Genomic DNA, 23,744 nt, shown 5'->3' on the forward strand with positions numbered 1-23,744 from the left:
GCGACCGTAACTAATATTCATTTAAGAACCCAGCTAAAAGCTGGGTTTTTTGTTAGTTACTTTTAAGCACAGGGAGTACTTCAGCGCTTTCATCATCAAGCATTGCTAAAACACTATTAAAATCATGTTTGGGATTCCAGCCAAGTTGCTGCTGCGCTCTAGTTGAATCGTATACTCGGTCTAAACTCGTTGGTAATAGCCAGCCTCGCTCCTTGAATGCATCTGCTAATGCTGGGATTTTTTCAATAATGACTTTATCTGCTTGCTTATAAAGCGACTGGCAATCTTTTTTTGAATAAGGCGTAACGCCTGAAATAATAAAGCGATTAAAACCACTTAGTTTTTTCTCGATTGCACATAAATGAGCATTGGCAACATCGCGAGCGTCGATGCCACGGCTATTACGAAATAGCGCCATCGTATCTGCAGGTTCAGGAAAACAGCGAGACATCTGTAATACTGTGATTGGTAATTTGTGCTTTATTGAAATAGCTTCAAGCTTGGCTTCAGCGGCGATTTTAGTTTTATGGTAAATGGATTTTGGCTTTGGAATAATATCCTCGTTTACCCAACCCGCTTGACCTAATGGCGTTGAAGCTGAACCATAGAGCGCTGTGGTGCTGGTAAAAATAAACTGTTTTACGCCTGCTTCTATACCTAACAGTGCCAGTTGTTCTGTCGCCTCCACATTTATAGTGTAAAAATCGTCGTCAGAGTGCAGGCCAACATGAGGGGCATGTAAAGCGGCTGTATGGATTATCACGTCGATGTCTTGAAGAGCTCTCTGAATTAAGTGTTGGTCACGAATATCACCCACAAAGTCAGCTGTAGAGCAAGGCGCTTTATCCATCCCAACGACATTATAATTGCTCATTAACTTGATATAAATTGCACGGCCAACCCGACCTGCTGAACCTGTGATCAAAACTTTCATTTTTCTACCTAGTTGCTTAGCTCGGCATATTTTATCAGATTTTAGCTGCTGATTTTGCAGCTCTTTGCGATTGTTTGCTTCAAGAGTTACGTAATATTTTAATAAATCAATTTTTCCGATTAGGCATATCGCTTTTTTCGATTGTTCATTTGTCTGTAACCTCATTACACTATCTTGCAATTTATCAATACTTACACTTGGTTTTTGCGTTTTAGTAACCATATCTATGTGAGTATTGCTTAGGCAATTGGAAATAAACTCAAATATTTGGAGATAAAAATGGGTGTATTAGTTGGCCGTCAGGCACCAGACTTTACTGCAGCAGCTGTTCTTGGTAACGGTGAAATCGTTGAAAACTTCAACCTAAAAGAAACTATCAAAGGTAAAAAAGCAGTTATCTTCTTTTACCCGTTAGACTTCACTTTCGTTTGTCCTTCAGAGTTAATCGCTTTCGACAAGCGTTTTGAAGAGTTCCAAAAGCGTGGCGTTGAAGTAATTGGTGTTTCTATCGATTCACAATTCTCACACAATGCATGGCGTAACACTGCCGTTGCTGACGGTGGTATTGGTCAAGTTAAATATGCACTAGTTGCAGACGTTAAACACGAAATCTGTCAAGCATACGATGTTGAGCACCCAGAAGCAGGTGTTGCTTTCCGTGGTTCTTTCCTTATCGACGAAGAAGGTAACGTACGTCACCAAGTAGTTAACGACCTTCCTCTAGGCCGTAACATCGACGAAATGATCCGCATGGTTGACGCGCTAGCGTTCCACAGCGAGCACGGTGAAGTATGTCCAGCTGGTTGGACTGAAGGCAAAAAAGGTATGGACGCAAGCCCTGAAGGTGTTGCTAAGTTCCTTTCTGAAAACGAAGGCGACCTATAATTTAGGCCTTAGTTAAAGAATTAAAAAACCCGCCAATTGGCGGGTTTTTGTTTTTAAGCACAACAAGATTAATTAAAACGCATCGTTAGTTTAGTATAGAAATAACGACCACGAGGGTTATGTACGCTTGATACATAGCCATATAAGTCGCCATCGCCATCACCGATTGCAAACGGAGGATCTTCATCAAACACGTTATTCACACCCACAGAAAGTTTGATTTTCTCTGAGAAGTTATACGCTGTTTGTAAATCAACCAGCGTTTGTGAATCAACCATACGTGATGTGTTGCTATCAAAGTCTAAATTACCGTCAAAGTCGATATCTGGCGTATCTTCAAACTCGCCCGTGTAACTAACGTTCACATTCGTGTTGAAGTCACCCATTTCCCAATTTGTTGAGAAAATCCAACGGTTTTCTGGATAACGATATTCGCCAGTGTAATCGCGGCCATCTTTCTTAAATTCGTTTTGGTAAGCCCATTCTAAATTGAATTTTAAGAAGCCGTAATCGTTCATCGCATGTGTGTAGTTAGCCGATACATCGACACCTGATACTTCTTGTGATGAGACGTTTTCAAAGGTGCTATAAACTTTTTGGATTACACCTAAGCTTTGACCATTTTGTGGTGCTAAACGCACGCAGACAGTGCTGTTTTGATCATTACAGTTTTCATCATAGATAGGGCCGAACTCTTGCTCATCTATCTTATTATCTTGTGTAATGCTCCATACATCGATTCCAAAACCAAATTCAGCGGTTGGTGCCCAGATAAAGCCAACATTCCATGACTCTGACTCCTCAGCTTCAAGGTTTGGGTTACCTGCAAATTGGATATTGTAATCTAGAGCGTTACAGTCAAGCCCTGTTGCCTGACAGCGGTAAGTATCTACAAAGAATTGACTTTCTTCCGACGGACCTAAACCAATTTGTGCCAGTGAAGGCGCGCGGAAACCTTGAGCCCACGAACCACGAACAGTGATTGAATCAGTTGGTGCCCAGCGAACAGCTACTTTAGGGTTTGTAGTTGAGCCAAAATCGCTGTAGTCATCGTATCGACCAGCTAGTTGCAGCTCTAGGTTATCAGCCAGCGGAATTGAAAACTCAATGTAAGCTGCGTATTGGTCGCGTTCAGCAGCGGCTGATACAGACTCAGTACCAAAAATTAAACCACGCTGGAATTGGTCGTCTGGAATATCGCTCACATCTTCTTCACGGTATTCAATACCTGCAGCCATCATTACTACATCATCGCCAAAGCTGAATGCTTCACCACTAATATTTGCATCAAATGAGGTCATATGAGACTCACCACGGCGCACTAAGCTTGTGGTGATACGGTCAATCACTGCCTGGTCATTATAGGTGCCACCAAATGGATTATAGTTACCTGCATCGATTTCTTGTTGTAGGAAATCAGTGCGCACCCAACCTTGGCTTCTATTACCTGTTTGCATTGATTCACTGCGACCTTTTTGAACAGCTGCTTCCCAGCTCCAGTCATTTATTTCACCTTTTAGGCCGGCAACAAAGCGAAGCGTATCAGATTCAATATCCCATTGGCGAGGGCCGGCATCTACGGTTCTGTAGCGACCAATTTCGATATCTTGGCCAAACGGGTTGTTAGGATGGCTTGCAGGTACTGTAAGGCCTGCATCTTCATCAAGCGGAGTCGGTGCACCTGCTGCTTGCGACGTATTATGTTGTACTGCAACCTCTAAGAAAGCTGAAATACCATTGTCGAAGTTATATTCAAATTGTGAGATAGCACCGACACGCTCAGATGCTGGGGTTACGTAACCATACGGGCCGTAGTCAAATAAGCAGCTGCCACTTGCGGTTGCATTTTCTGCTGGGCAGGCTGGATCAATGGTTTTTTCACCATCTACATAGAAGTAGCCCGGGAAGCCACGCGATGAGCGAAAATCCATACCACCGTATGGTTCTTGGTTGGCTGTGCCTAGGCGGCCCATTTCATCAGATGAGAGTGCTGTGTTGTTAAAGTAATCAATAATAATTGATGCGCTGCTTTTCTCTGTACTGGTACCCCATACTAAACTTGCTGTTTTTTCTTCGTAGTTAGGACCATCAGTACCGCCATAACCAAGGTTCACTTCTAGGCCATTAATATCTTTCTTTAAGATGATATTAACTACACCTGCAACTGCATCAGAACCATAAATAGCAGATGCACCATCTTTTAAAATATCAATACGTTCAATCGCAGAGACTGGAATCGAGTTGATATCAACAAATGAATTGGTAATGCTTTCTGCAAAAGCACTGATAGATACACGGCGTCCGTTAATTAGTACTAATGTAGCATCAGAGCCTAAACCTCTAAGGCTAACAGCTGCAGCACCATTGGCTGTGGAGTCTTGGTTATTACCGCGAGTAGAAAATGTACCATTACCTGCAACAGGCATACGTTCTAATAATTGTTGTAAGTTATCGTAGCCCATGTTGTCGATGTCTGCACGACTGATTGATTGAACCGGTGATGGCCCCTCAATGTCCGAGCGCTTGATGCGAGAACCTGTAACTTCAATACGCTCGACCTTTTCAGCTCCATCTTCTTGTGCAGCAACAGACATAAAACTGGTGCCTGCTAATGCGGCAACTGTAAATGCGTAGAGAGGTCGTTGTATAAAGCGATGGGTGTTCTTCATATATTTCAATCCTTGTATAATTGTGAAAGTGTTGTGAATTAATCACGACAAAGATTGATACCATGTAAATAGCGGTGAATGAAATAGCAAAAAAGTATGGGTTTATTAAGATGTTAAGGTTCTTAAGTGGTAAGAGTCAGGACTGGTAGGGGGTACGAGCCTAACAAAAAGGTTAGGCTCATTTCATAAATTAAGCTTTATGTTTCATCAGGCGTTCTTTTTCACGCGCCCAATCTTTATTTTTTCCGTCTTCACGTTTGTCGTGCATCTTTTTACCTTTAGCAAGGTGGAACTCCAACTTCACCCAGCATTTTTTCCAGTACATTGCAGTTGCGATTAATGAAAAACCTTCGCGTTCTGTAGCACCGATAAGACGATCGATTTCACGCTTATTTAAAAGTAACTTACGATACCTTAAAGGATCGCAAATTACGTGAGTAGAAGCACTGTTGAGAGGCTGAATTTGACTGCCAAGTAAAAATGCTTCGCCGTTTTTAATGTGAATATAAGTCTCAGAGATGTTTACTTTACCAGCTCGGATACTTTTTACTTCCCAGCCCTGTAGTTCAACCCCTGCTTCGAACTTATCGTGTAAAAAATACTCATGACGTGCTTTTTTGTTTAGCGCGATGGTATTACTTGTCGATTTAGATGATTTTTTCTTAGCCATAGTGGCTCATATTATACGTAAAAACAGCGTTTTTACATCGCTTTTTTAAGGCTTTGCAGAAATTTTCGCGTCACTAATATTTGGGTAAATAGTCAAAGCTTGCTAAAATTCGCCGACAAAGTTGGGAGTGAATATGCCGCAAATAGAAAAAAGTGCGCTGGTAATGTACAGCAGCAAAGAAATGTTTGATTTAGTGAATGATGTAGATGCATATCCGGAGTTTTTACCACATTGCTCTGATGCTAAAATCATTACACAACAAGCCAGTGGTATGACAGCTAGTCTAGAAATATCGAAAGCAGGTTTAAAAAAGTGGTTCACTACCGAAAATACCTTTATTGATGAGCAAACGGTTGCGCTACGCCTAGTTGATGGCCCATTCAAAAAGCTACAGGGTAAATGGCATTTCTTACCGCTGGACGATAAAGCTTGTAAAGTGCAACTGCATCTTGAGTTTGAATTTGCTAGTAAGCTTATTGAGCTGGCTTTCGGAAAAGTATTTAACGAAGTCGCTAAGAATATGGTTAATGCATTTACTCAACGCGCTAAAACTGTATATGGAGTTCGCCCATGATCACTGTTGAAGTGGTTTTCGCCTTACCAACAACAGCAACCAGTTTACTGGTCGAAGTGCCTGTAGGTACTACCGCTGAGCAAGCGGTGATTAAGTCGGGCATTATCGAGAAGTGCCCAGAAATAGACGCAAATAATTTAACGCTTGGGATTTGGAATCGTACTTGCAAACTGAATCAAGAAGTAAAAGATGGCGATCGTATTGAGATTTATCGACCTCTTATTGCTGATCCAAAGGATGCACGCAGGCGCCGTGCTGAAAAAGCCAAAGAAGAGGGCCGAGCTAATAAAATTACAGGCGGGCGTCCGCTTAATAAGGCATAAAAAAGGGTAGCCTAGGCTACCCTTAATAATTTGCGCTGCTATTACTCTTGTTCAAGCGGCGTATTAAATTCGCTAGGTTGTTCATAGTCACCCGATAACGAAACAAGCTTATCGTTTTCGAAGTTAATAGTGAGTGATTTACGTTGCTCGTTGCTACGACCAAGATTGAATACGTAAAGGTAGTGCCAAGTATTTTTATCAAATGAGTCTTCAGCGACTGGCTTGCCTAGTACATACAGTACTTGCTCGCGCGTCATATTAACACGTAGCTTATCTACATCTGATTGCTCTAAGAAGTTACCTTGAGGAATGTTGATTCGGTAAACCCAGCTTGAACACCCTGCTGTAGCACTTAAAGTAAGGGTAAGTACTAACCAAAAAGAAAAAGTTTTAAACGACTGCATTATTTGTTTGAATCCTTATTTTTTATACACTGCATGATACCGATTAGTCACTGAAGGTAAAACCCTTTTCAGTAATTGTTTTTACACAAATGCGATTAACAATCAAGAGGCACAAATTTGACCACAGCAAACCCAGAAAGTTTACAGCAGCCTATAAAAAACAATGATAATTCAGAGAGTCTGTGGCATTTGTACATAGTGCAAACACGTTTGGGTCATTGGTATACGGGGATCACCACCAATGTTGAAAAGCGATTTATGCAGCATCAAGCGGGAAAAGGGGCTAAAAACCTCAAAGGCAAGGGGCCTTTAACACTTATCTATCAACAGCAAGTGGGTAACCGTAGTGAAGCAACTAAACTTGAAATAAGCGTAAAAAAGCTTAGCAAAGCGCAAAAAAGGCAGTTTGTTTTAACCTCTGAGCTACCAAAGTAGCTAACTTGCAAGCTTTTCAATAAATAGAGCTATTTTCTTCATCGCAGCTTCAAATAAAATAAAGTTGATATGTTCTGTTGTATCGGTAGTTTGATGATGATGTTTATCGTGTCCGATACCAAAGTAAATGTATGGGATCTTCGCTTTAGCGAACGAATAGTGGTCGCTTGCTCTGCGCCAATCAACTTTGAGATCAAATAATCGATTCAGCCTCGCCGACGAGCTAGTTGCCATAAAGGTTAGCTGCTCATCAGACAAAGCTTTAATGTCATCTTTATAGTGCGCTAATGATTGCTTATCTAAAAATGCATAGATACGCGGTTTTCGTGGATTCACAACAAGCATATCTAAATTAATGTTAAGTTTTATTTTGTCTGTATTAAGTGTCGATACCAAGTAATCGCTACCATGTAGGCCATTTTCTTCGGCATCGGTTGCAACAAACACTAACTGATAGCGCTGAGGGCTTTGTGCAAAGTGGTCAGCTAAATAAAGTAAAGCTGCAACGCCGCTGGCGTTATCATTGGCACCCGGGTAAAGCCGACTGCCTTGTTGCCCAAGGTGGTCGTAATGGGCTGTAAAAATAATTTTTTTACACTTTTCACAAGGGCTATTTTTTATCGCAACAATGTTTCTCCCAACCGCCTCACTAAAGAAACCTGATTGATAAGTAAAAATTTGTTCATTTACTGAATAGCCAAGAGCGACAAAGCGCTCTGCTATGAAATCGGCGGCTAATTTAGCGCCCTCGGTATTCGTTTTTCGCCCAGCAAATTGAGGCGATGTTAGCGTTATAACGTCTTGTACTAAGTTTGTATTGGCAAAAGCGTGCCCTGTGCTTATCAGTGCAGCACTAGCGATAATCAATAAGTTTTGCAGTATGCGAGCGAAGCGCTTGTAATTTACTTTCGTAACGCTGTTTATCATGATCAAAGTCAGCTTTATTGTTTGCCATAGTTAAATACTTTTTAGCCAGTTTTAGGTCACCCAATTGATAATAGGTTCTGGCTAAACCAAAATCAGTATCATGCAGGGTTGAATTTAAGTCACGGGCTTTTTTGTAGTGTTTTATGGCATCTTGGTAACGGCTGGTCGTATAGGCATCATTACCTAAAGAAATATGGTAATAAGGGTTTGCTCGGCGTTTCTTGTCAAGCATGGCTAATATAGCTTGGCCTTGCTCTTTACGATCGGTCAGGTTATAGAGTCTTGCTAAATTGCCTAGCGCGGTGTTGTTGTCAGGATCTAAACTAATCGCATACTGATAGGCTGTTTCAGCACTTTGGTAGTCACTCGTTAATCTGAATAATACCCCAAGGTTGCCCCATGCACCTGAGTAGTTGCTATCAATATCAACTGCTGCTTTGTAATAGCTAAAAGCAGTGTCGTAATCATGTTTTAACATCGCAGCTGCGCCCTTATTGTTATAAAACATCGCTGTGATGCGGGCTTTGTTGATGTTGCTGGTTTTAAACGCCTCTTGGCGACTGTTAGGGTCAAAGTCTATCACCAAAGAGCGCTCTTGAGGGTATATAACTTTACGATTTAACACTTGTTTTGTTGATTCACTCACTTTCAAATTGATATGCCCTGTGAGTAAGTTAAAACCATTATCCAGCGCCCAATACTCTGGGATATGCACTTTTTGAAATTGCCCTTCGAGGCCAAGATAGTCAGCGAGGCTGTAGGCTAAAATCGATAACGATAAACAGTTAGCATTTAAATTTTCGTAGGCTTGATTGGCCGTTAAGGTCGCACCAGATTGATAAGATAAAGACGCATCGCCATTTTGTAATAGAAACCTGAGTAAGCCTTTAGTACTTTGCAATGATCGACCATCTTTGGGAAAAGTACTGTCAAGTTGTTGTTTGACATGTTTGCTTAATGCAAAAATTTCTTGTTGGGTTTCAACTGAGGTTTGGGTAAACGTATTACTTTGCACCAAAGCAAGTGGTGGTGGGGCGGTGTTATTTTCTGTACTACTACACGCTGTTAATAAGCAAAAGCTTGAGGCGAAAACAATGCTAGGTAATTTCATTTGACCCTCTTAATTCTTGGCCTAATACCATTTAAGTATAGGCCGTGAATGAAAAAGGGTCAGGGTTAACTGTTACAAAACGTGTCAGCGTTTATCAAAAGTTGCAACAAGGTCATCAAGGGTTTGCGCACTGTTTGCTAAGTCTTTGATTGCTTGTTCACTATCAATTTGTTCACGCATAACGTTATCACTAATGTCACTTATTTGCTCAATGTTACGACCGACATCTGCCACTACATTACTTTGCTCTTCAGTTGCAGTTGCGATTAAGGTTGCCATATCGTTTATTTCATTGGCAGCATCGTTAATGGCATTAAGTAATTCAACAGAACTCTGCATTGCATCAACGCTCAATTGAGCTTGTGATTTCGAATGATTGATATGATTAACCACTAAATCAGACGTATTTGTTAGTTCACTGATCATGGTTTGAATTTCAGTTGTTGATTGCGACGTGCGATTTGCAAGCGCTCTAACTTCATCAGCTACAACAGCAAAGCCTCGACCGTGCTCACCCGCACGAGCAGACTCAATTGCCGCATTAAGTGCTAATAGGTTGGTTTGCTCCGAAATCCCTCTGATAGAGTCGACAATACTGGCAATCGCTTGTGTTTTGTTTGCCAGCTCGTTTACTTGCTCGGTGATATTATCGATATCACATGCCAATTCAATTATTGCTTCTTTACTTTGCGTTACCTGAGTATGGCTTTGTTCAGTGTTCTGCTTGCTATTCTCAGTGAGCTTAGCCGTGTTCGCTGCGCTTGAGGCAATTTCTTGCACTGTTGCACCCATTTCATTAATCGCCGCAGCAACCGAGATAGTTTGCTCTTTTTGATTATCAAGCGCCACTGAGTTCTTTTGTGCTTGCTGAAACACATGATCGGCGCTTTGTCTAATTTCACTACTTTCTTGAGCAACTTGGCTAATTGCAGTTTCAATCTTAGAGATAAATTGGTTAAAGCCCGCTGATAAGTTTGCAAGTTCAGGTTGCTCAGAGTCAGGAAGTCTATACGCTAAATTAGCATCACCAGAGCCTAAACGGGTGAACAACTCAGCCATTTTCGACAGCGGCGATGAAAGCGTACGTGCCAGTACTAAACCTGCAAAGCTTGCAATCAACGCAATCACAATCGCAAAGCTGATGATTTGCCATTGTAAAACTTGAATGCTCGAAAACACTTCGTGCTTTGGCACTTGGGCAATAACAAACAAATCAGTGTTTTTAATTGGGCTTGCCGCCACTAAGGTTGCTTCACCATTAAGGTTGATTTCTTGTAAATTGAAGTCGCTTTGCGTTAGCAGAGTACGCGTGATACCCGTTTTGTAAACGTCATCCAACTTAGCTTTAGCGACTTTGTTTTCGTCTTTATGCAGCTGAATTAGGCCGTTTTTATCTGCAACAAATACAAAACCGGTTTCTTCTATTTGAAAGCGTTTAAGCATGCCCTGCATATCGTCGATACTTTTTGCAAGGCCTGCTAAACCAATGCCATTAGTTTGCTGGTGGTTCACAAACATTTTTACATCAGTCGGTGACTCTTGATAGATACTGATCGAAAAGGGTTGTGCGGTGTTAGTAAACGCGAAAAACCAACCATCTTGCTCTTTAGTTAAAACGCGCAAGAAACCGTCTTGGTTCCAATATTGTGCTGTTTCACGGTTAGCCCAAGAAGCCGTTGCTAGATCGTACTGGGTAACAAGGCGGTTAAGCTCTTTTAGCAGTGTTTTATCATCTGTATTGCCAGAGTTAGCCCACTCTAATACAAACTCGTTACTGGAGAGTTGCTCAGCTGCACTGATCATTTGATTTATATCGTGAGTAATATAATTATCAATTGCTTGTAGTTTGCTCGGTAGTTCCGATTCAATCATTCGCTGTTCAATGATTTGTTTTGCACTGTATATCGCTGTTGCGCCGATTAACGCAGCAACAATGAGGGCGATAGAACTGCCAAGTAGGGTAATTTTTTTAGTGATGGTGAATTGATTTAACGCCATGAAAGTGTCTTAGTTTACAACATTTAAGTCAGTAATTTTAGCATACACTTTACAGATGACGAATCAATGTAGGGACAAAAAAAAAGCCCAAAGCATATAAGCAATTGGGCTTGGTTTCTAACAAGCGAAACTTACTTTCCAGGGTTAAACAATTTTCTTCATTGCTGACATGTAACCACGTAGTTTGCTACCAATGATTTCAACCGGGTGCTCGCGTAGTGCTTTATTCACGGCAATCAAGGTTTGGTTATCGACTTGGTTGCTCGCACTATCAAGACCTTTACCAATCACATCTGTATCGATGTCTTTCATAAAGTCTTGTAAAAGTGGTAAACACGCGTGGTTGTATAAGTAACAGCCATACTCTGCAGTATCTGAAATAGTTCGGTTCATTTCGAAAAGCTTCTTACGAGCAATAGTGTTTGCGATAAGCGGCGTTTCGTGTAGTGATTCATAGTAAGCAGATTCTGCGATGATACCTGCTGCAGTCATGGTTTCGAAGGCAAGCTCAACACCTGCTTTAACCATTGCAACCATTAAAATACCTTGGTCGAAGAATGTTTGCTCGCTGATTTCTTGGTCGGTATTTTGTTGCTTTTCGAATGCAGTTTCGGCAGTTTCTGCGCGCCATGCGAGTAATTTTGCGTCATCTTCAGCCCAATCAGCCATCATACCGCGTGAGAATTCGCCACTGATGATATCGTCCATTTGCTTGTTATAAAGTGGGCGCATGATTGTTTTAAGCTCTTCACTTAATTCAAATGCTTTCACTTTTGCTGGGTTTGATAAACGGTCAAGCATGTTAGTTACACCACCATACTTAAGTGCTTCAGTGATCACTTCCCAACCATATTGGATTAGTTTTGACGCGTAACTTGCATCAATGCCTTTTTCGACCATTTTATCGAAGCAAAGTAGTGAACCAGTTTGTAACATGCCACATAGAATCGTCTGCTCACCCATTAAGTCAGATTTAACTTCTGCAATGAATGATGATTTTAGTACACCCGCACGATGACCACCGGTACCTGCTGCATACGCTTTAGCTTGCGCTAAACCATGGCCTTGAGGGTCGTTTTCTGGGTGAACCGCGATTAATGTTGGTACGCCAAAGCCACGTTTGTACTCTTCACGTACTTCTGAACCAGGGCACTTAGGTGCAACCATAATAACAGTTAGATCTTCACGGATTTGCATGCCTTCTTCAACAATGTTGAAGCCGTGTGAATAAGCAAGTGTTGCACCTTGTTTCATTAATGGCATGATGGCATTTACAACAGCCGTATGTTGTTTATCAGGTGTTAAGTTTAAAACTACATCTGCTGTTGGAATAAGCTCTTCATACGTGCCTACAGTAAAACCGTTTTCAGATGCGTTTAAGAAAGATTGACGGCGCTCAGTAATTGCTGATTCACGTAATGTATAAGAAACATCTAAGCCTGAGTCACGTAAATTTAAACCTTGGTTAAGGCCTTGTGCGCCACAACCGACAATAACGAGTTTTTTCCCTTTTAAAGCGTCTACACCATCAGCAAACTCTGCTGGGTCCATAAATTCACACTGCGCTAATTGCGCTAACTGCTCTCTCAAAGGAAGAGTATTAAAATAATTCGCCATTGTTAGTGTCCTATAAATACAATTTTGTTAGAAAATCAAAGAACCGACGTGATGTTCTTTGTATGTATTAACACTATGCAATTTTTTACCTTGCGTAAAATGATATATTTGAATTAAAGTATTTCATAAAATGAAATGGTGGCGGTATGGATCACAAACATCTTAATTACTTTTTAGCGTTAGCCAAGACGCTACACTTTGCCAGAGCGAGTGAGCTTTGCCATATCAGTGCGCCAACTTTGAGCCGTAATATTAAACAGCTCGAAGAAGAGGTTGGGGTGGTACTCTTTAATCGGGATAATCGCACTGTCAAATTAACTCGCGAAGGTGAGTCATTCATTGAGTACGCAAATGCGACGCTGGCTAACTGGCATCGTTTTAAGGCTAATGTGCAAGAGCCGCAACAGCATGTTTATGGCAATGTCAGTATTTATTGTTCTGTAACTGCCTCATATAGTTTTTTACATCAAATACTCGAGCAATTGCGAATGCAACATCCATATATTGAAATTACCCTTAATACCGGTGATCCCGCTCTTGCAATAAACCGTGTTTTAGATGGCCATGAAGATATGGCAATTGCCGCAAAACCTTTAAAGCTACCTGGGCAAATTGCCTTTACCAGTGTCGGGTACTCACCATTAGTATTGATAGCACCAAAAATAGCGTGCCCGATCAGCGAAAAGCTTTCTGCCAGTGAACAAATTGATTGGTCAGATTTAGAGTTTATTGTTGCTGAGCAAGGATTATCAAGGCAACGTCTTGAGCAGTGGTGGCGTAAAAAGAATATTCACGGCCGAATTTACGCTCAGGTTGCAGGCCATGAAGCGATGGTGTCTATGGTGAGCTTAGGTTTGGGTATTGCCATGGTGCCTAAGATAGTTTTGGACAACAGTCCGCTTAAAGATAAAGTGCAAATCGTAAGTGATGCTGAGCAGACTGTTGCTGGTTTCGAAATTGGTTTAGCTGTTTTGAATAAAGAGCGCCATGATCCTGCGCTCAATGCTATCTGGAGCATTGCTCAATCACTTACTCAGCAAGCTATTTAGCGTTAACGATTTGATGTTGGTATAAAAGGTTTAATTTTTGATAGTTATTTAGTATTGGTTTTTGCATTTATTTTTCGTGTTTTTTACTGGTTTTAAATGGATAAAATCCATTTTTATTGCTTTTTTTCAAGGTGTTGTTAACGTAATTTAAAATAATAAAATTTTCATGGCCTAGAATCATGATACTTTCTGCGCAAGCCGAGCATTCACTAAGTTATTCAAGTCACTGTTTAAAACAAGCTATTCCTCTCATGGTTAAGTACAAGATGCCAATAACACCGCTAAATTATGCGATTTGGTATGCGTATGTCAGCAATAAAACCCCCGAACTTAATGATGCTTTAGATAAAATTATTGATGAATTTAAAACGTGCAGCCACGAGCATGCTAAAGCGCTGTTCAACCAGTTTCTATCTAGTGATGATTTAGCATTGTTTTATCAGTTATCAGGTGGTTTTAATGATGTTGTTGGAAAGGTACATCAAGACATCAATGAAGCAATAAATTACTCAACAGAGTTTAACCAAACGCTTCAAGAATGCCATTTGAAACTAAAAAATGCAGATATCAGCCAAGAAACAGGCTTTGATGATGTACTTGATTGTGTAGAACGTCTAAGTGACGAGTCAGCGACCTTACAAAGTAGGGCACAGGACTTTCAAAATCAACTAGCACAAGCTTATGCAGAAATTACCGACTTAAAACAAGAGTTGATTAGATCGAAAGATAAAGCGCAAAGAGATCCATTAACAGGGTTATTGAATCGTGGCAAGTTTGATGAGGATATAAAGCGTTTTTGTAAAAACAATGAATTAGCTCAAGTATCAGTATTAACCATGATAGATATTGATCATTTCAAATCATTTAATGATAACTTTGGACATCAAAAAGGGGACCAAGTATTACGAGCAGTGTCTGCTAAGCTATTAAAGCATGTTTCCAGTATTGGCCAAGTCTATCGTTACGGTGGTGAAGAGTTTTGCTTTACGGCCCAGTTTGCAAGTATTAGTGATATGACTAATTTCACACAGCTACTTCGCCAAACTATCGCTAAATTACAAATCAAGAAGTCAAATTCTGATAAGGTGTTGAGTCAAGTAACGGCTAGTTTTGGTATTGCGATAAAAGCTAAAAATAGTAACCCTGAACAGCTCATTGCTAAAGCTGATAAGGCGCTTTACTTAGCTAAAGAACATGGTCGCAATCGCATAGAGATTGTCGAGGAGTAACAAACTTAATCGAAATATGTATCAAATTTGTGAATACTTGTAACCTGCTGAGGACAGTTTGTTCACATCTTGATATTATGCTGACATTGCAAAATTTTCTTTGGTCGTAAAATAATAATGAAGTTTCTGACGATCAGGTTCTGCGTAGTTTTCTATGCTTTGGCGCTAGTATGTGTGGGTCAAGCGTATGCTGATGATTCTACTCGCACTGAACGTGAAAGCCGTATGGCAAATCAACAAATTGATACTGAGCAGTGGCACTTAAGTGTTAATACTGGGGCTGGGGTAATTACAAACCCATTGCATGGAGGTGACAATTTACCTTTAATACTGCTACCAGAGGTTGCTTTTTATGGTGAACAATGGTTTTTTGATAATGGTCGCTTAGGCTATTCCCTTCATGAAAGCGACACACATGTTGTTAACATTGTCACTGAATTTAACCCCGAGACCCGTTTTTTTATAGATTTTCATCCTAGTAATGTATTTGCCTTGCAAACGTCAAATAGCTTCGTTGTTGAATCAACGAGTAGTGATGAATTAGTTGAAAAGTCTGTTGTCACAACAAATGACGTAAAAAAAAGACGCTGGGCTTTAGATGCGGGCTTGAGCTATCACTATATCCGCAGTAATCATGTATTCTCTGTTCAGGTTCTAGCTGATGTCTCCGGGGTTTATAAAGGGGCTCGCAGTGCCTTACAATGGCAATCTCACCATCAGTTAGGTCGTTTAAGTATCGCACCGAGCTTAGGTGTTTGGTATAAATCGAACGAATTAAATGATTATTTTTATGGTTTATCGGCCGAAGAATCATCATACGGAGAAATAGAGGTTGGCAGTAGCTGGCAACCTTATGCTAAAATCGACGCCCGTTGGCCTCTAGGTGAGACTAACTCTCTTCGTTTTCATTTAGCATATTATGACTACTCAGCCGTGGATGACAGTCCGCTTTTTGAACACACGTATTCGATGACTGCTTTTATAGGATTCAATCATATTTTTTAATATGAAGTATTTTGTTTTTAGTCTGTGTGTGTTTGTTGCTGTTATTTGGGCTCCCCCAAGCTATGCACAAGCGACTCAGTTTGATATTACACCAAAAGTGTGTGTTGTATTACAACAGCACGAATTTTGTGATCTTGAATTAAAAATTAGCTGGAAAACTGCTCAACCTCAAGATCTGTGTTTATACCAAAATAACCAGCAAATTCAATGCTGGACTGATAGTAATAATGGGCTTTATAGCCATAAAGCGCGGGTTCAGGTTGAAACAATATACTCCTTAGTCAATCCGCACACGGGGAGCAAAGTTGCGACCACAAAAGTCGAAGTGCAAAGCACTGAAGCAAAAACAACGAGGCGTAGGTTACGTTCACCGTGGAGCTTTTTTTAAATCAGGAGCAACCAATGGCAAAGATTTTACTTGTTGAAGATGATCTCGGCTTACAGCAGTTAACACGCGATTACCTTCAGCATAATGGATTGGATGTTGCGGTCCTTGAACGCGGCGATGAAGTTTTCGAATACCTTGAGAACAATCCAGTTGATTTAATGATTTTAGATGTCATGTTACCGGGTAAAGATGGCTTTAGTGTTTGCCGTCAGGTACGCGATAAATTCAACTTACCAATTCTAATGCTTACAGCAAAAGGTGAAGACTTTGATCAAGTAATTGGGCTTGAACTAGGTGCAGACGATTATGTTATTAAGCCTGCAGAACCACGCGTATTATTAGCGCGCATCAACGCATTGTTACGCCGTGGTCAAGCTACAAACAAAGCACCAGAAGAGCTTAGCTTTGGCGATTTAACCATTGATAAAACTAGCCGCATTGTTACACTTAAAGGCAGTGAAATTACACTGACTTCTCATGAGTTTGAGCTGCTTTGGTTGCTTGCTTCAAATGCAGGTGAAGTGTTAAGTCGTGAGCATGTTCATCAACATATGATTGGTCGTCAATATGATGGTTTAGACCGAACCGTTGACGTACGTGTATCGCGTATCCGTAAGAAATTAGGTGATAACAGTGATAAACCATACCGAATTAAAACAGTTTGGGGGCAAGGTTACCTGTTCGTTTCTGATGCATGGGATATGTAATCATTAATGGGGAAACTGTTTGCTAGCTTATATCTTTACATAATAGTTTCTCTGTTTCTTGTTAGTGGGGTCATAGAGCAGTTATGGCCCTATGAAGACACACAGCAACAAATCGCTCTAGATCAAGAGTTTGGTAAATCATTATGGCTATTAAGTCAAACTGACAATGGCTTAGCTAAATTACAGCAAGAGTTTAATAGCGAGCTAATTGATTTAACTGATCTCGCTCTACCAACAAACCTCAAAACACAATTACAAAATGATCACTATCTGTATCTTTTTAATCAGCAGCAGAAGGTAATTTGGTACATTACTATTAATGAGACTCAGCTATTACAAGTTGGTCCACTCTCAATATCAAATCCTAACTTTAGCTCTGTTTGGCCCTATTTTTTATTACTAGCCATTATTGGTCTTCCTATTGGTCTTTGGAGCTTGTTACTTTGGCGAGACTTTAACAAACTCACTTTAGCTTGTGAGGCGGTAGGCGGCTCGCAAGATTTCGAATTGCGTGATGCATCTAAATCATTTTTTTTGCCAATTACAGGCACGCTTAATGCTATGCAAGAGCGTATTCAGTACCTACTAGCTGCGCAGCAAGAACTGACTTCTTCTGTTTCTCATGAGTTTAGAACGCCGTTGGCGCGTTTAAAGTTTGCCGTTGCTATGCTTGAAGAGCAAATTGAAAATGAGAAATCTTATAGTTATATAGATAATATGCAGGCTGATATTGCTGAGCTTGAAGCGCTAGTGTCTGAGATGCTTGAATACGCACGACTTGATTCGCATCAACCAAGCTTAAAGCCACGTTCGTGTGACCTTACAGCGCTTATTAACAGTGTCGTGAATAAGCTCGAATTTGCTACTGATATCGATGTAGCAGTGAGTGCGCCTAGGCAGCTTTACTATGAGTGTGACGAGCATTTTATGGCGCGTTGTATTCAAAATTTATTAGGCAATGCACAAAAATACGCAAACCATAAAATTCATGTCAGCCTTGAAGAGTTGGGTGATTCAATACAAATAAGTGTTGAAGACGACGGCCCAGGGATAGCTAAGTCTGAGTGGCAAAGTATTTTTAAGCCATTTACTCGTCTAGATAAAAGCCGTGACAAGAAAACCGGCGGCTTTGGCTTAGGCCTTGCGATTGTTGCTAAAATTGTTAGTTGGCATCAAGGGCAGTCTGAGGTGTGTGATTCACCATTAGGTGGAGCTAAATTTACTATTCATTTATTTAAAAGTAACTCGCTTTAAATTACAGGCATAAAAAAAGCGCCTAGGGCGCTTTTTAAAGATTAAAACCAAAAATAAACAAGTAGCAAAGTAATAGACCGCACCAATTTATAAAAGTTCGTAAAAAGTTTAATTATTTTCATTTAATAATGGCATGAGCATTTTTTCTAGGCCATTTAGCTTCACTTCATACATCATCGCCAGTTGTGCTCCTAATTTAGAGTCTGGAAATCCTTGCTGTTTAAACCAAACTAAATAAGGCTCAGGGAGTAACAATAAAGGGCGGCCAGCATACTTTCCAAATGGCATCTTAGTATTTATGGCACGTTTGAGTTCAGCTGTATCCATCTTTATCTCAAAGAAATTTTAAAGCTAGATGATACGGTAAAAATAAGAGAGAAAATAGGCTGTGACGGGCAAGAAACAGCCTATTTAGTGAGGGAGGTAGGCCCTCAGAATAGATACTACTAGAGTAATGCCTAGTAGTTAGTGTAATTGATATCGAGGTTTTTTTGAAAAACCGAGCTGTTGCAATTGCAATGCAATAGACGGATCATCAATTCTTTCTGGTGTTTCTGCATCTCTCAGAAAGTGATCATTAGGTACCTGATAGATATCGAGCATCTTGTTAAAAAGCACCGCCCTTATATCCATTGGGGTCATGCCATTTTGTTGTAATTCATCAAGCTGCTGCTGAATGTCTGAAAGTTTCCCAGAACGCGCATCATCCGTGTCTGCCAAAACTTCGTTGGTAAACTTATTCTTCATTTAAACAACCCTAATCAGTTTACAGTTACGCATATGCTAGTCGTAATATGCTTATACTGTGTCACTTCTTTGTGTTAAAAATAGATACTAAGCTATTAGTACTCTTAGGATTCTACTCTTTTTTTATTGGTGATTGCTAATCTACATGTAAAGCTTTGTAAATAGAGTTGACCTAATAAAGGGAACTAAAAAACAGGTGATTTTAACCTGACTATGCAACTTGCTGAAAATTTTAGAGATAATTATTGGCACCATCCTTAAGTACCAATAATTATTTTAGGTGCTAAGAAAAAAGTTTTTGCTTTACATGCTCTGCAAAACCACTTCCTGCCTCTAAATAAAAGTTATAAGTAGAGTCAACGCCCATATCTTCTAGTTCTTTTTGCTGATCTGGATAATTGGCAATTGCAGTAACTTGTCCTTGATAACCTGAGGCTCGTAGTTGCTCCAAAGCAAAAATATTCTGCATATGTTTAGGCATAGCGAGCATTACCATACCTACATGTGAATGATTTACACGTTGCCAAAAATCAGGGTCTGTTGCATCAGCGAGTAATACCCGACGACCGCGTTTGATGTGCTTTTCTACTACATCAGGTTTGATATCAATACCCGCGACAAGATTTGGATGGGTTTGGCTAATCGTTTCATAAGCACCCGTGCCAATACGGCCCATGCCAAATATCACGATTTTAGTATCATTTAAATTAACAGGTAGTTCCTCAGCAAGACGGCTGTCACTTTCAAATTTAAGTAGCCAATGTTCGATTTTGACATAAATCTCATTTGATCGTTTGTTAAGAGGCGAGGCTAAAACAAATGTGATTGAAACTGCAATAGCCATAACTGCCAGCCATTCAGAAGTAATTAAATTGCTGGTAGCTGCAACTGCGCAAACGATCAGGCCAAACTCACTGTAATTGGCTAAGCTAAATGCACTTAATAACGAAGTACGAGCACGTAACTTAAATGCGTTTGTCAGTACATAATAAAGTGCAACTTTTAGTGGCAAGACGAGTATAATGATAAGTGCAACAATCACTGCGTGACTTGTCAGTTCGGCATTCAAACCAATATTTAAGAAAAAGCCAACCAGTAACACATCTTTTAAATTCAGTAATGACTTTGATAACTCACCTGCTTTTTTGTGTGATGCGAACATCATACCGATAATCAACGCACCTAAATCACCTTTAAGACCTGCAAATTCAAATGCTTGGTAACCTAAAACTAGTGCAAAGAAAAACCCGAATAAAGGTAATAGTTCACCGTGTTTTGAGCGATTTAATACCCAAAACATCACTGGACGTAAAATAGGCAATCCCACTAATAATGCCAGTGCCCACATGTTCGGTGCTTTACCTGTACTGATGGCTAAGAAGATAACAGCGAAGATATCTTGCATAACTAGAATGCCAATGGCGATTTTACCATGCAGGCTTGCCATCTCACCGCGTTCTTCCAATACTTTTACGGCAAATACGGTACTTGAAAAGCTAAAAGCAAAGCCGACTAACAATGCACTTTGCCAAGTAAGTTCACTAAATAAAGGCAGTGCAAGGGCACCTAGCAGTAACATAAAACCACTAAACAGCGTGCTGCTCAGAACAATGTGCATTGAGGCAGGCGCCCACACTTGCGGTTTCATTAAATTAGACACTTTAAGTTTTAGACCTATGCTAAAAAGTAATAGTGTTACACCGAGGTTTGCTAATGTATTTAGTAGTTCGGTTGTTTTATAGCCATAAAGATTAAGCGCAAAGCCTGCTAATAAAAAGCCGATGAGAGGAGGTAGCTTTAATTGATAAATGGCAAAGCCAAACACGAAAGCGGTAGCAAAGTAGATAAGTTCCATAATTGTTCTTTTAGCTTCATTTGCTAGCAGTGTAGCGAAATATTCGTTATTGGAAAACAATATCGAGCAAGAAGAGTTCAAAAAATAAGCACTTATCCATGATTTATTGATTAATCCGCCAAAAGCAACATTTTTTCGCTGACAATAGCTTTTAATTGTGGTTAAGATGCATTAACAAAGGAATTTAAGCCATAACTAAGAAGCTGGCTTAAGGAGAATAGATGTTTAAGAAAATCCTTGCATCAGTAGGTATTGGTGCAGCAAAAGTTGACACTGTACTTGAGACAGAGCATTTACAACCTGGTCAAAAATTTAATGCCGTGATAGTCATCAAAGGTGGTGATGTTGATCAAGAAATTTCGGGTTTAGACCTAGCACTTATGACCCGTGTGAAAGTTGAAAGTGATGACGGTGAGTATTTTACAAACCATGTGATAGAAAAATGGCGAATTACAGATATTGGCATGATTGCCGCGGGCGCTGAAAAGCATATCCCATTTGAAGCACGCCTACATTCTGAAACCCCGATCACTGAAATTAACGCTGGTTATAACCAATCGCATGTTTGGCTTGAAACAGGCTTAGACATTGATCTAGCCCTTGATCCCACTGATCGTGATGCATTACACATTTATCCTAATGATGCCGTGAGCACGTTAATGGAAGCGATGGATAGACTTGGTTTTAGCTTAGTGAAAGCAGATGTAGAAAAGGGTTATTTAAAAGCGCCTACTTTTCAATCGCATTCAGGCTGTTATCAAGAACTTGAATATCGCCCAAATAGCCGAAGCCTATTTGGCTTACAAGAGATTGAGTTGTCGTTTGTGCCTGAAGCACATAAAACTCATGTATTAATCGAGCTTGACCGTGCCTTTAGGGGGGACGGTTATGTCGATTTAACGATTGAGCATGATCATGTAAACCTGTCGCAGCTGTGTGATCAGCTAGAGCGATTATTTGCTTAAAGATTAACGACTGAATAGCGAGTTAAAACCCAGCTACGGCTGGGTTTTTTGTCTTCATTAAGGAGCATTATGTTTTCTATTAAAAGTTATAACGAACTCAGTAAAGATGAGTTATTTGCCATTTTACGGGCGCGGGTTGATGTATTTGTGGTAGAGCAAACTTGCCCTTACCCAGAAATTGATGAAGTAGATAACAATGAACTGACCCAACATGTGTTCTTGTTCAAAGGCCTGAAGGTGGCAGCCTATGCACGATGCTATAAAAAGAATGAGCAATTTAGCGCATTTGGTCGTGTGCTGGTAGCAGAGCAATTTCGTGGTGAAGGTTTGGCGAGTAAGTTGGTGCAAACTGCGATAGACACATGTAAAGAGCATTGGCCTGACAAAGCGATTATGATTGGTGCTCAGTGTTATCTAACAGGGTTTTATCAGCAATTTGGTTTTGAAAATGTGGCCGATGATTACCTAGAAGATGGCATTCCACATCAAGATATGTGTTTGAAGTAGCCTAAATGGCCACTTCAAACATAAACATTTTTTTAGCTTAACAGAGAGTTAGCAAATACCAGTGAAATGGCTAGTGGGCAAATAAACTTGATATACCATGGCCATACTTTCCAGAAGAAGCTATTGGCAGCTTCAGGGCACCCTTGTTGAATTTCTTTTAGTAACGACGCGCGATGCCAAATCCAACCAACAAAAATACAACACATTAAGCCTAGAATCGGTTGACCAATCTTAGTGGTTAAGGTGATCACAAAGCCAAACAAGGTGCCTAAGTTAAAGACAATTGTAAAACTAATGAGCGCAATAATACCGCCAATGATCCATGTTGCTTGCACACGCTTTAACGCAAAGCGTTCAACAGCATAGGAAACAGGTGCTTCTAGCATCGAAATCGATGAGGTTAACGCTGCAATACTCATTAACGCGAAAAAAGCAAAGCCAACAAAAATACCCACATCACCCATGCTGGTGAAAAGTGCCGGCAGAACTTGGAATACTAAGGTATCTTCTGAAAGTAGTGCACCTTCTGCAGAGAAAATCTCAACACCTTGTGCCTGTGCTACATACATCGCAGGAATAATGAGTAAACCGGCAACAAATGCAATGAACACATCGATTAAAGTCACATAAGCGCCTAACGATACTAAGTTCTCTTTTTTGCTGATGTATGAGCCGTAGATGATCATTACGCTGGTACCAAGCGATAGTGAGAAAAATGCTTGCCCTAACGCATTCACTAATAACTCAGGGTTTAAAATCGATGAAAAGTCTGGCACTAAATACGCTTTTAGGCCTGCCATTGCGCCATCTTGAGTCATTACATAGATGATCAGCATAAACAAAATACCTAACAGGGCAGGCATTAAGCGCTTCGACCATTTTTCAATGCCGTTTTCGACGCCTTTAGAGATAATCGCAACGGTTAAAATAATAAATGTAGCAGTTAATATAAGGTTTCTTGATAGTGACTGCTCACTAAGCCAAGTGCTAGCTTGCTCTTGCCCCACTAATTGTGCTGCGGGTTCAAGTGTAGCGCTCAGCATCCAGCCAGCCACTATCGCATAGAAGCTTAGGATTAGGCCCGCACAAATAATACCGCCAAAGCCAACTATGAAGGCAAACTTTTTTTGCCATGCTTGATTTGTTACTTTTCGAAGTGAAGTAACTGCATTAGCTTGACCATGACGACCAATCACTAACTCAGCCATTAAAGCAGGATAAGCAAGACAAAATGCTAACACTAAATAAGCCACTAAAAATGCGGCACCGCCATTACTTGCAGTTTGTGTTGGGAAACCCCAAATATTTCCTAAGCCAACAGCAGAGCCTGCTGCTGCCATAATAAATCCAAAGCGGGAGCTGAACTCCCCACGTGATGCGCTCATATTATTGTTACTTCTCTATTTGTGACGGCGCTGACAATCTACTTGAATTAACACTAAATAAAAAGAGTTAATCTAGGTCAAATTCGTTCTATATATTGTTATCTTT

24 protein-coding genes are annotated in these 23,744 nt (G+C 40.4%); 12 read left to right on the forward strand and 12 right to left on the reverse strand.

Annotated features, from left to right (window positions below; translation table 11 throughout):
• Positions 1-52 precede the first annotated feature (52 nt).
• The gene (locus CWC02_RS05820) at positions 53-934 is read right to left on the reverse strand and encodes an NAD-dependent epimerase/dehydratase family protein (protein WP_138617084.1); all 882 of its coding nucleotides are present in this window, start codon (positions 932-934) and stop codon (positions 53-55) included.
• Between the two features lie 279 nt (positions 935-1,213).
• On the opposite strand from CWC02_RS05820, the gene CWC02_RS05825 reads away from it, so the two are divergent.
• A complete protein-coding gene (locus CWC02_RS05825) occupies positions 1,214-1,819 on the forward strand; it encodes a peroxiredoxin C (RefSeq protein ID WP_054551729.1) in 606 nt (201 codons plus the stop codon).
• A gap of 68 nt (positions 1,820-1,887) precedes the next feature.
• Here CWC02_RS05825 and CWC02_RS05830 read toward each other — a convergent pair whose 3' ends face one another.
• Both CWC02_RS05830 and smpB read right to left on the reverse strand, forming a co-directional pair.
• Entirely contained in the window at positions 1,888-4,413 is a 2,526-nt protein-coding gene (locus CWC02_RS05830; RefSeq protein WP_228482563.1) for a TonB-dependent receptor, read from the reverse strand.
• A 265-nt stretch (positions 4,414-4,678) separates the two neighbouring features.
• Complete coding sequence (gene smpB / locus CWC02_RS05835; RefSeq protein ID WP_054551727.1) at positions 4,679-5,158, reverse strand: SsrA-binding protein SmpB; 480 nt, start codon at positions 5,156-5,158, stop codon at positions 4,679-4,681.
• Between the two features lie 133 nt (positions 5,159-5,291).
• Here smpB and CWC02_RS05840 point away from each other — a divergent pair, with 133 nt between their 5' ends.
• Together CWC02_RS05840 and CWC02_RS05845 are read left to right on the forward strand one after the other, a co-directional pair.
• Positions 5,292-5,732 carry a type II toxin-antitoxin system RatA family toxin gene (locus tag CWC02_RS05840; RefSeq protein WP_054551726.1) on the forward strand — a complete coding sequence of 147 codons (441 nt, stop codon included), beginning with the start codon at positions 5,292-5,294 and terminating at the stop codon, positions 5,730-5,732.
• Entirely contained in the window at positions 5,729-6,055 is a 327-nt protein-coding gene (locus tag CWC02_RS05845; RefSeq protein ID WP_138601550.1) for an RnfH family protein, read from the forward strand. Before CWC02_RS05840 ends, CWC02_RS05845 begins: the two co-directional genes overlap by 4 nt.
• Before the next feature lie 41 nt (positions 6,056-6,096).
• Here the strand turns inward: CWC02_RS05845 and CWC02_RS05850 are convergent, their stop codons facing one another.
• Positions 6,097-6,459, reverse strand: coding sequence for an outer membrane protein assembly factor BamE (locus CWC02_RS05850; RefSeq protein WP_054551724.1), 363 nt, complete (start codon positions 6,457-6,459; stop codon positions 6,097-6,099).
• Between the two features lie 117 nt (positions 6,460-6,576).
• On the opposite strand from CWC02_RS05850, the gene CWC02_RS05855 reads away from it, so the two are divergent.
• Positions 6,577-6,894, forward strand: a complete 318-nt coding sequence (locus tag CWC02_RS05855; RefSeq protein WP_054551723.1) for a GIY-YIG nuclease family protein — start codon at positions 6,577-6,579, stop codon at positions 6,892-6,894.
• On the opposite strand, the gene CWC02_RS05860 is transcribed toward CWC02_RS05855, so the two are convergent.
• The 4 genes from CWC02_RS05860 to ilvC all read right to left on the reverse strand — a co-directional run bounded on the left by CWC02_RS05860 (position 6,895) and on the right by ilvC (position 12,547).
• A complete protein-coding gene (locus CWC02_RS05860; RefSeq protein ID WP_171043821.1) occupies positions 6,895-7,761 on the reverse strand; it encodes a M20/M25/M40 family metallo-hydrolase in 867 nt (288 codons plus the stop codon).
• A complete protein-coding gene (locus CWC02_RS05865) occupies positions 7,748-8,932 on the reverse strand; it encodes a tetratricopeptide repeat protein (RefSeq protein ID WP_138616981.1) in 1,185 nt (394 codons plus the stop codon). The genes CWC02_RS05860 and CWC02_RS05865 overlap by 14 nt, the downstream gene beginning before the upstream one ends.
• Before the next feature lie 84 nt (positions 8,933-9,016).
• A complete protein-coding gene (locus CWC02_RS05870; RefSeq protein WP_054551720.1) occupies positions 9,017-10,930 on the reverse strand; it encodes a methyl-accepting chemotaxis protein in 1,914 nt (637 codons plus the stop codon).
• 144 nt (positions 10,931-11,074) lie between these two features.
• Positions 11,075-12,547, reverse strand: a complete 1,473-nt coding sequence (ilvC, locus tag CWC02_RS05875; RefSeq protein ID WP_138616983.1) for a ketol-acid reductoisomerase — start codon at positions 12,545-12,547, stop codon at positions 11,075-11,077.
• Between the two features lie 146 nt (positions 12,548-12,693).
• On the opposite strand from ilvC, the gene ilvY reads away from it, so the two are divergent.
• The 6 genes from ilvY (at position 12,694) to CWC02_RS05905 (ending at position 18,179) form a co-directional block, all read left to right on the forward strand.
• Positions 12,694-13,596, forward strand: coding sequence for an HTH-type transcriptional activator IlvY (ilvY, locus tag CWC02_RS05880; protein ID WP_054551718.1), 903 nt, complete (start codon positions 12,694-12,696; stop codon positions 13,594-13,596).
• Positions 13,597-13,775: 179 nt separating this feature from the next.
• The gene (locus tag CWC02_RS05885) at positions 13,776-14,825 is read left to right on the forward strand and encodes a GGDEF domain-containing protein (RefSeq protein WP_138616985.1); all 1,050 of its coding nucleotides are present in this window, start codon (positions 13,776-13,778) and stop codon (positions 14,823-14,825) included.
• Between the two features lie 174 nt (positions 14,826-14,999).
• On the forward strand, positions 15,000-15,830 hold the full coding sequence (locus tag CWC02_RS05890; protein WP_484277968.1) for a MipA/OmpV family protein: 831 nt from the start codon (positions 15,000-15,002) through the stop codon (positions 15,828-15,830).
• A gap of 1 nt (position 15,831) precedes the next feature.
• Positions 15,832-16,218, forward strand: a complete 387-nt coding sequence (locus CWC02_RS05895; protein ID WP_054551716.1) for a DUF3019 domain-containing protein — start codon at positions 15,832-15,834, stop codon at positions 16,216-16,218.
• A 14-nt stretch (positions 16,219-16,232) separates the two neighbouring features.
• Positions 16,233-16,925, forward strand: a complete 693-nt coding sequence (locus CWC02_RS05900) for a response regulator (RefSeq protein ID WP_054551952.1) — start codon at positions 16,233-16,235, stop codon at positions 16,923-16,925.
• 6 nt (positions 16,926-16,931) lie between these two features.
• A complete protein-coding gene (locus CWC02_RS05905; protein ID WP_054551715.1) occupies positions 16,932-18,179 on the forward strand; it encodes an ATP-binding protein in 1,248 nt (415 codons plus the stop codon).
• 108 nt (positions 18,180-18,287) lie between these two features.
• Here CWC02_RS05905 and CWC02_RS05910 read toward each other — a convergent pair whose 3' ends face one another.
• The 3 genes from CWC02_RS05910 to CWC02_RS05920 all read right to left on the reverse strand — a co-directional run bounded on the left by CWC02_RS05910 (position 18,288) and on the right by CWC02_RS05920 (position 20,781).
• Complete coding sequence (locus CWC02_RS05910; RefSeq protein ID WP_054551714.1) at positions 18,288-18,506, reverse strand: DUF3820 family protein; 219 nt, start codon at positions 18,504-18,506, stop codon at positions 18,288-18,290.
• A gap of 138 nt (positions 18,507-18,644) precedes the next feature.
• Positions 18,645-18,926, reverse strand: a complete 282-nt coding sequence (locus CWC02_RS05915) for a hypothetical protein (RefSeq protein WP_054551713.1) — start codon at positions 18,924-18,926, stop codon at positions 18,645-18,647.
• A gap of 283 nt (positions 18,927-19,209) precedes the next feature.
• Positions 19,210-20,781, reverse strand: coding sequence for a cation:proton antiporter domain-containing protein (locus CWC02_RS05920; protein ID WP_054551712.1), 1,572 nt, complete (start codon positions 20,779-20,781; stop codon positions 19,210-19,212).
• 221 nt (positions 20,782-21,002) lie between these two features.
• On the opposite strand from CWC02_RS05920, the gene CWC02_RS05925 reads away from it, so the two are divergent.
• Together CWC02_RS05925 and CWC02_RS05930 are read left to right on the forward strand one after the other, a co-directional pair.
• Entirely contained in the window at positions 21,003-21,746 is a 744-nt protein-coding gene (locus CWC02_RS05925; protein WP_054551711.1) for a sporulation protein, read from the forward strand.
• Positions 21,747-21,812: 66 nt separating this feature from the next.
• Positions 21,813-22,253 carry a GNAT family N-acetyltransferase gene (locus CWC02_RS05930; RefSeq protein ID WP_371352058.1) on the forward strand — a complete coding sequence of 147 codons (441 nt, stop codon included), beginning with the start codon at positions 21,813-21,815 and terminating at the stop codon, positions 22,251-22,253.
• A 32-nt stretch (positions 22,254-22,285) separates the two neighbouring features.
• Here the strand turns inward: CWC02_RS05930 and CWC02_RS05935 are convergent, their stop codons facing one another.
• Complete coding sequence (locus tag CWC02_RS05935) at positions 22,286-23,638, reverse strand: sodium-dependent transporter (protein WP_138616989.1); 1,353 nt, start codon at positions 23,636-23,638, stop codon at positions 22,286-22,288.
• Positions 23,639-23,744 lie beyond the last annotated feature (106 nt).

It is taken from the genome of Pseudoalteromonas sp. S2721, assembly GCF_005887425.1.
Lineage (GTDB): Bacteria > Pseudomonadota > Gammaproteobacteria > Enterobacterales > Alteromonadaceae > Pseudoalteromonas > Pseudoalteromonas simplex.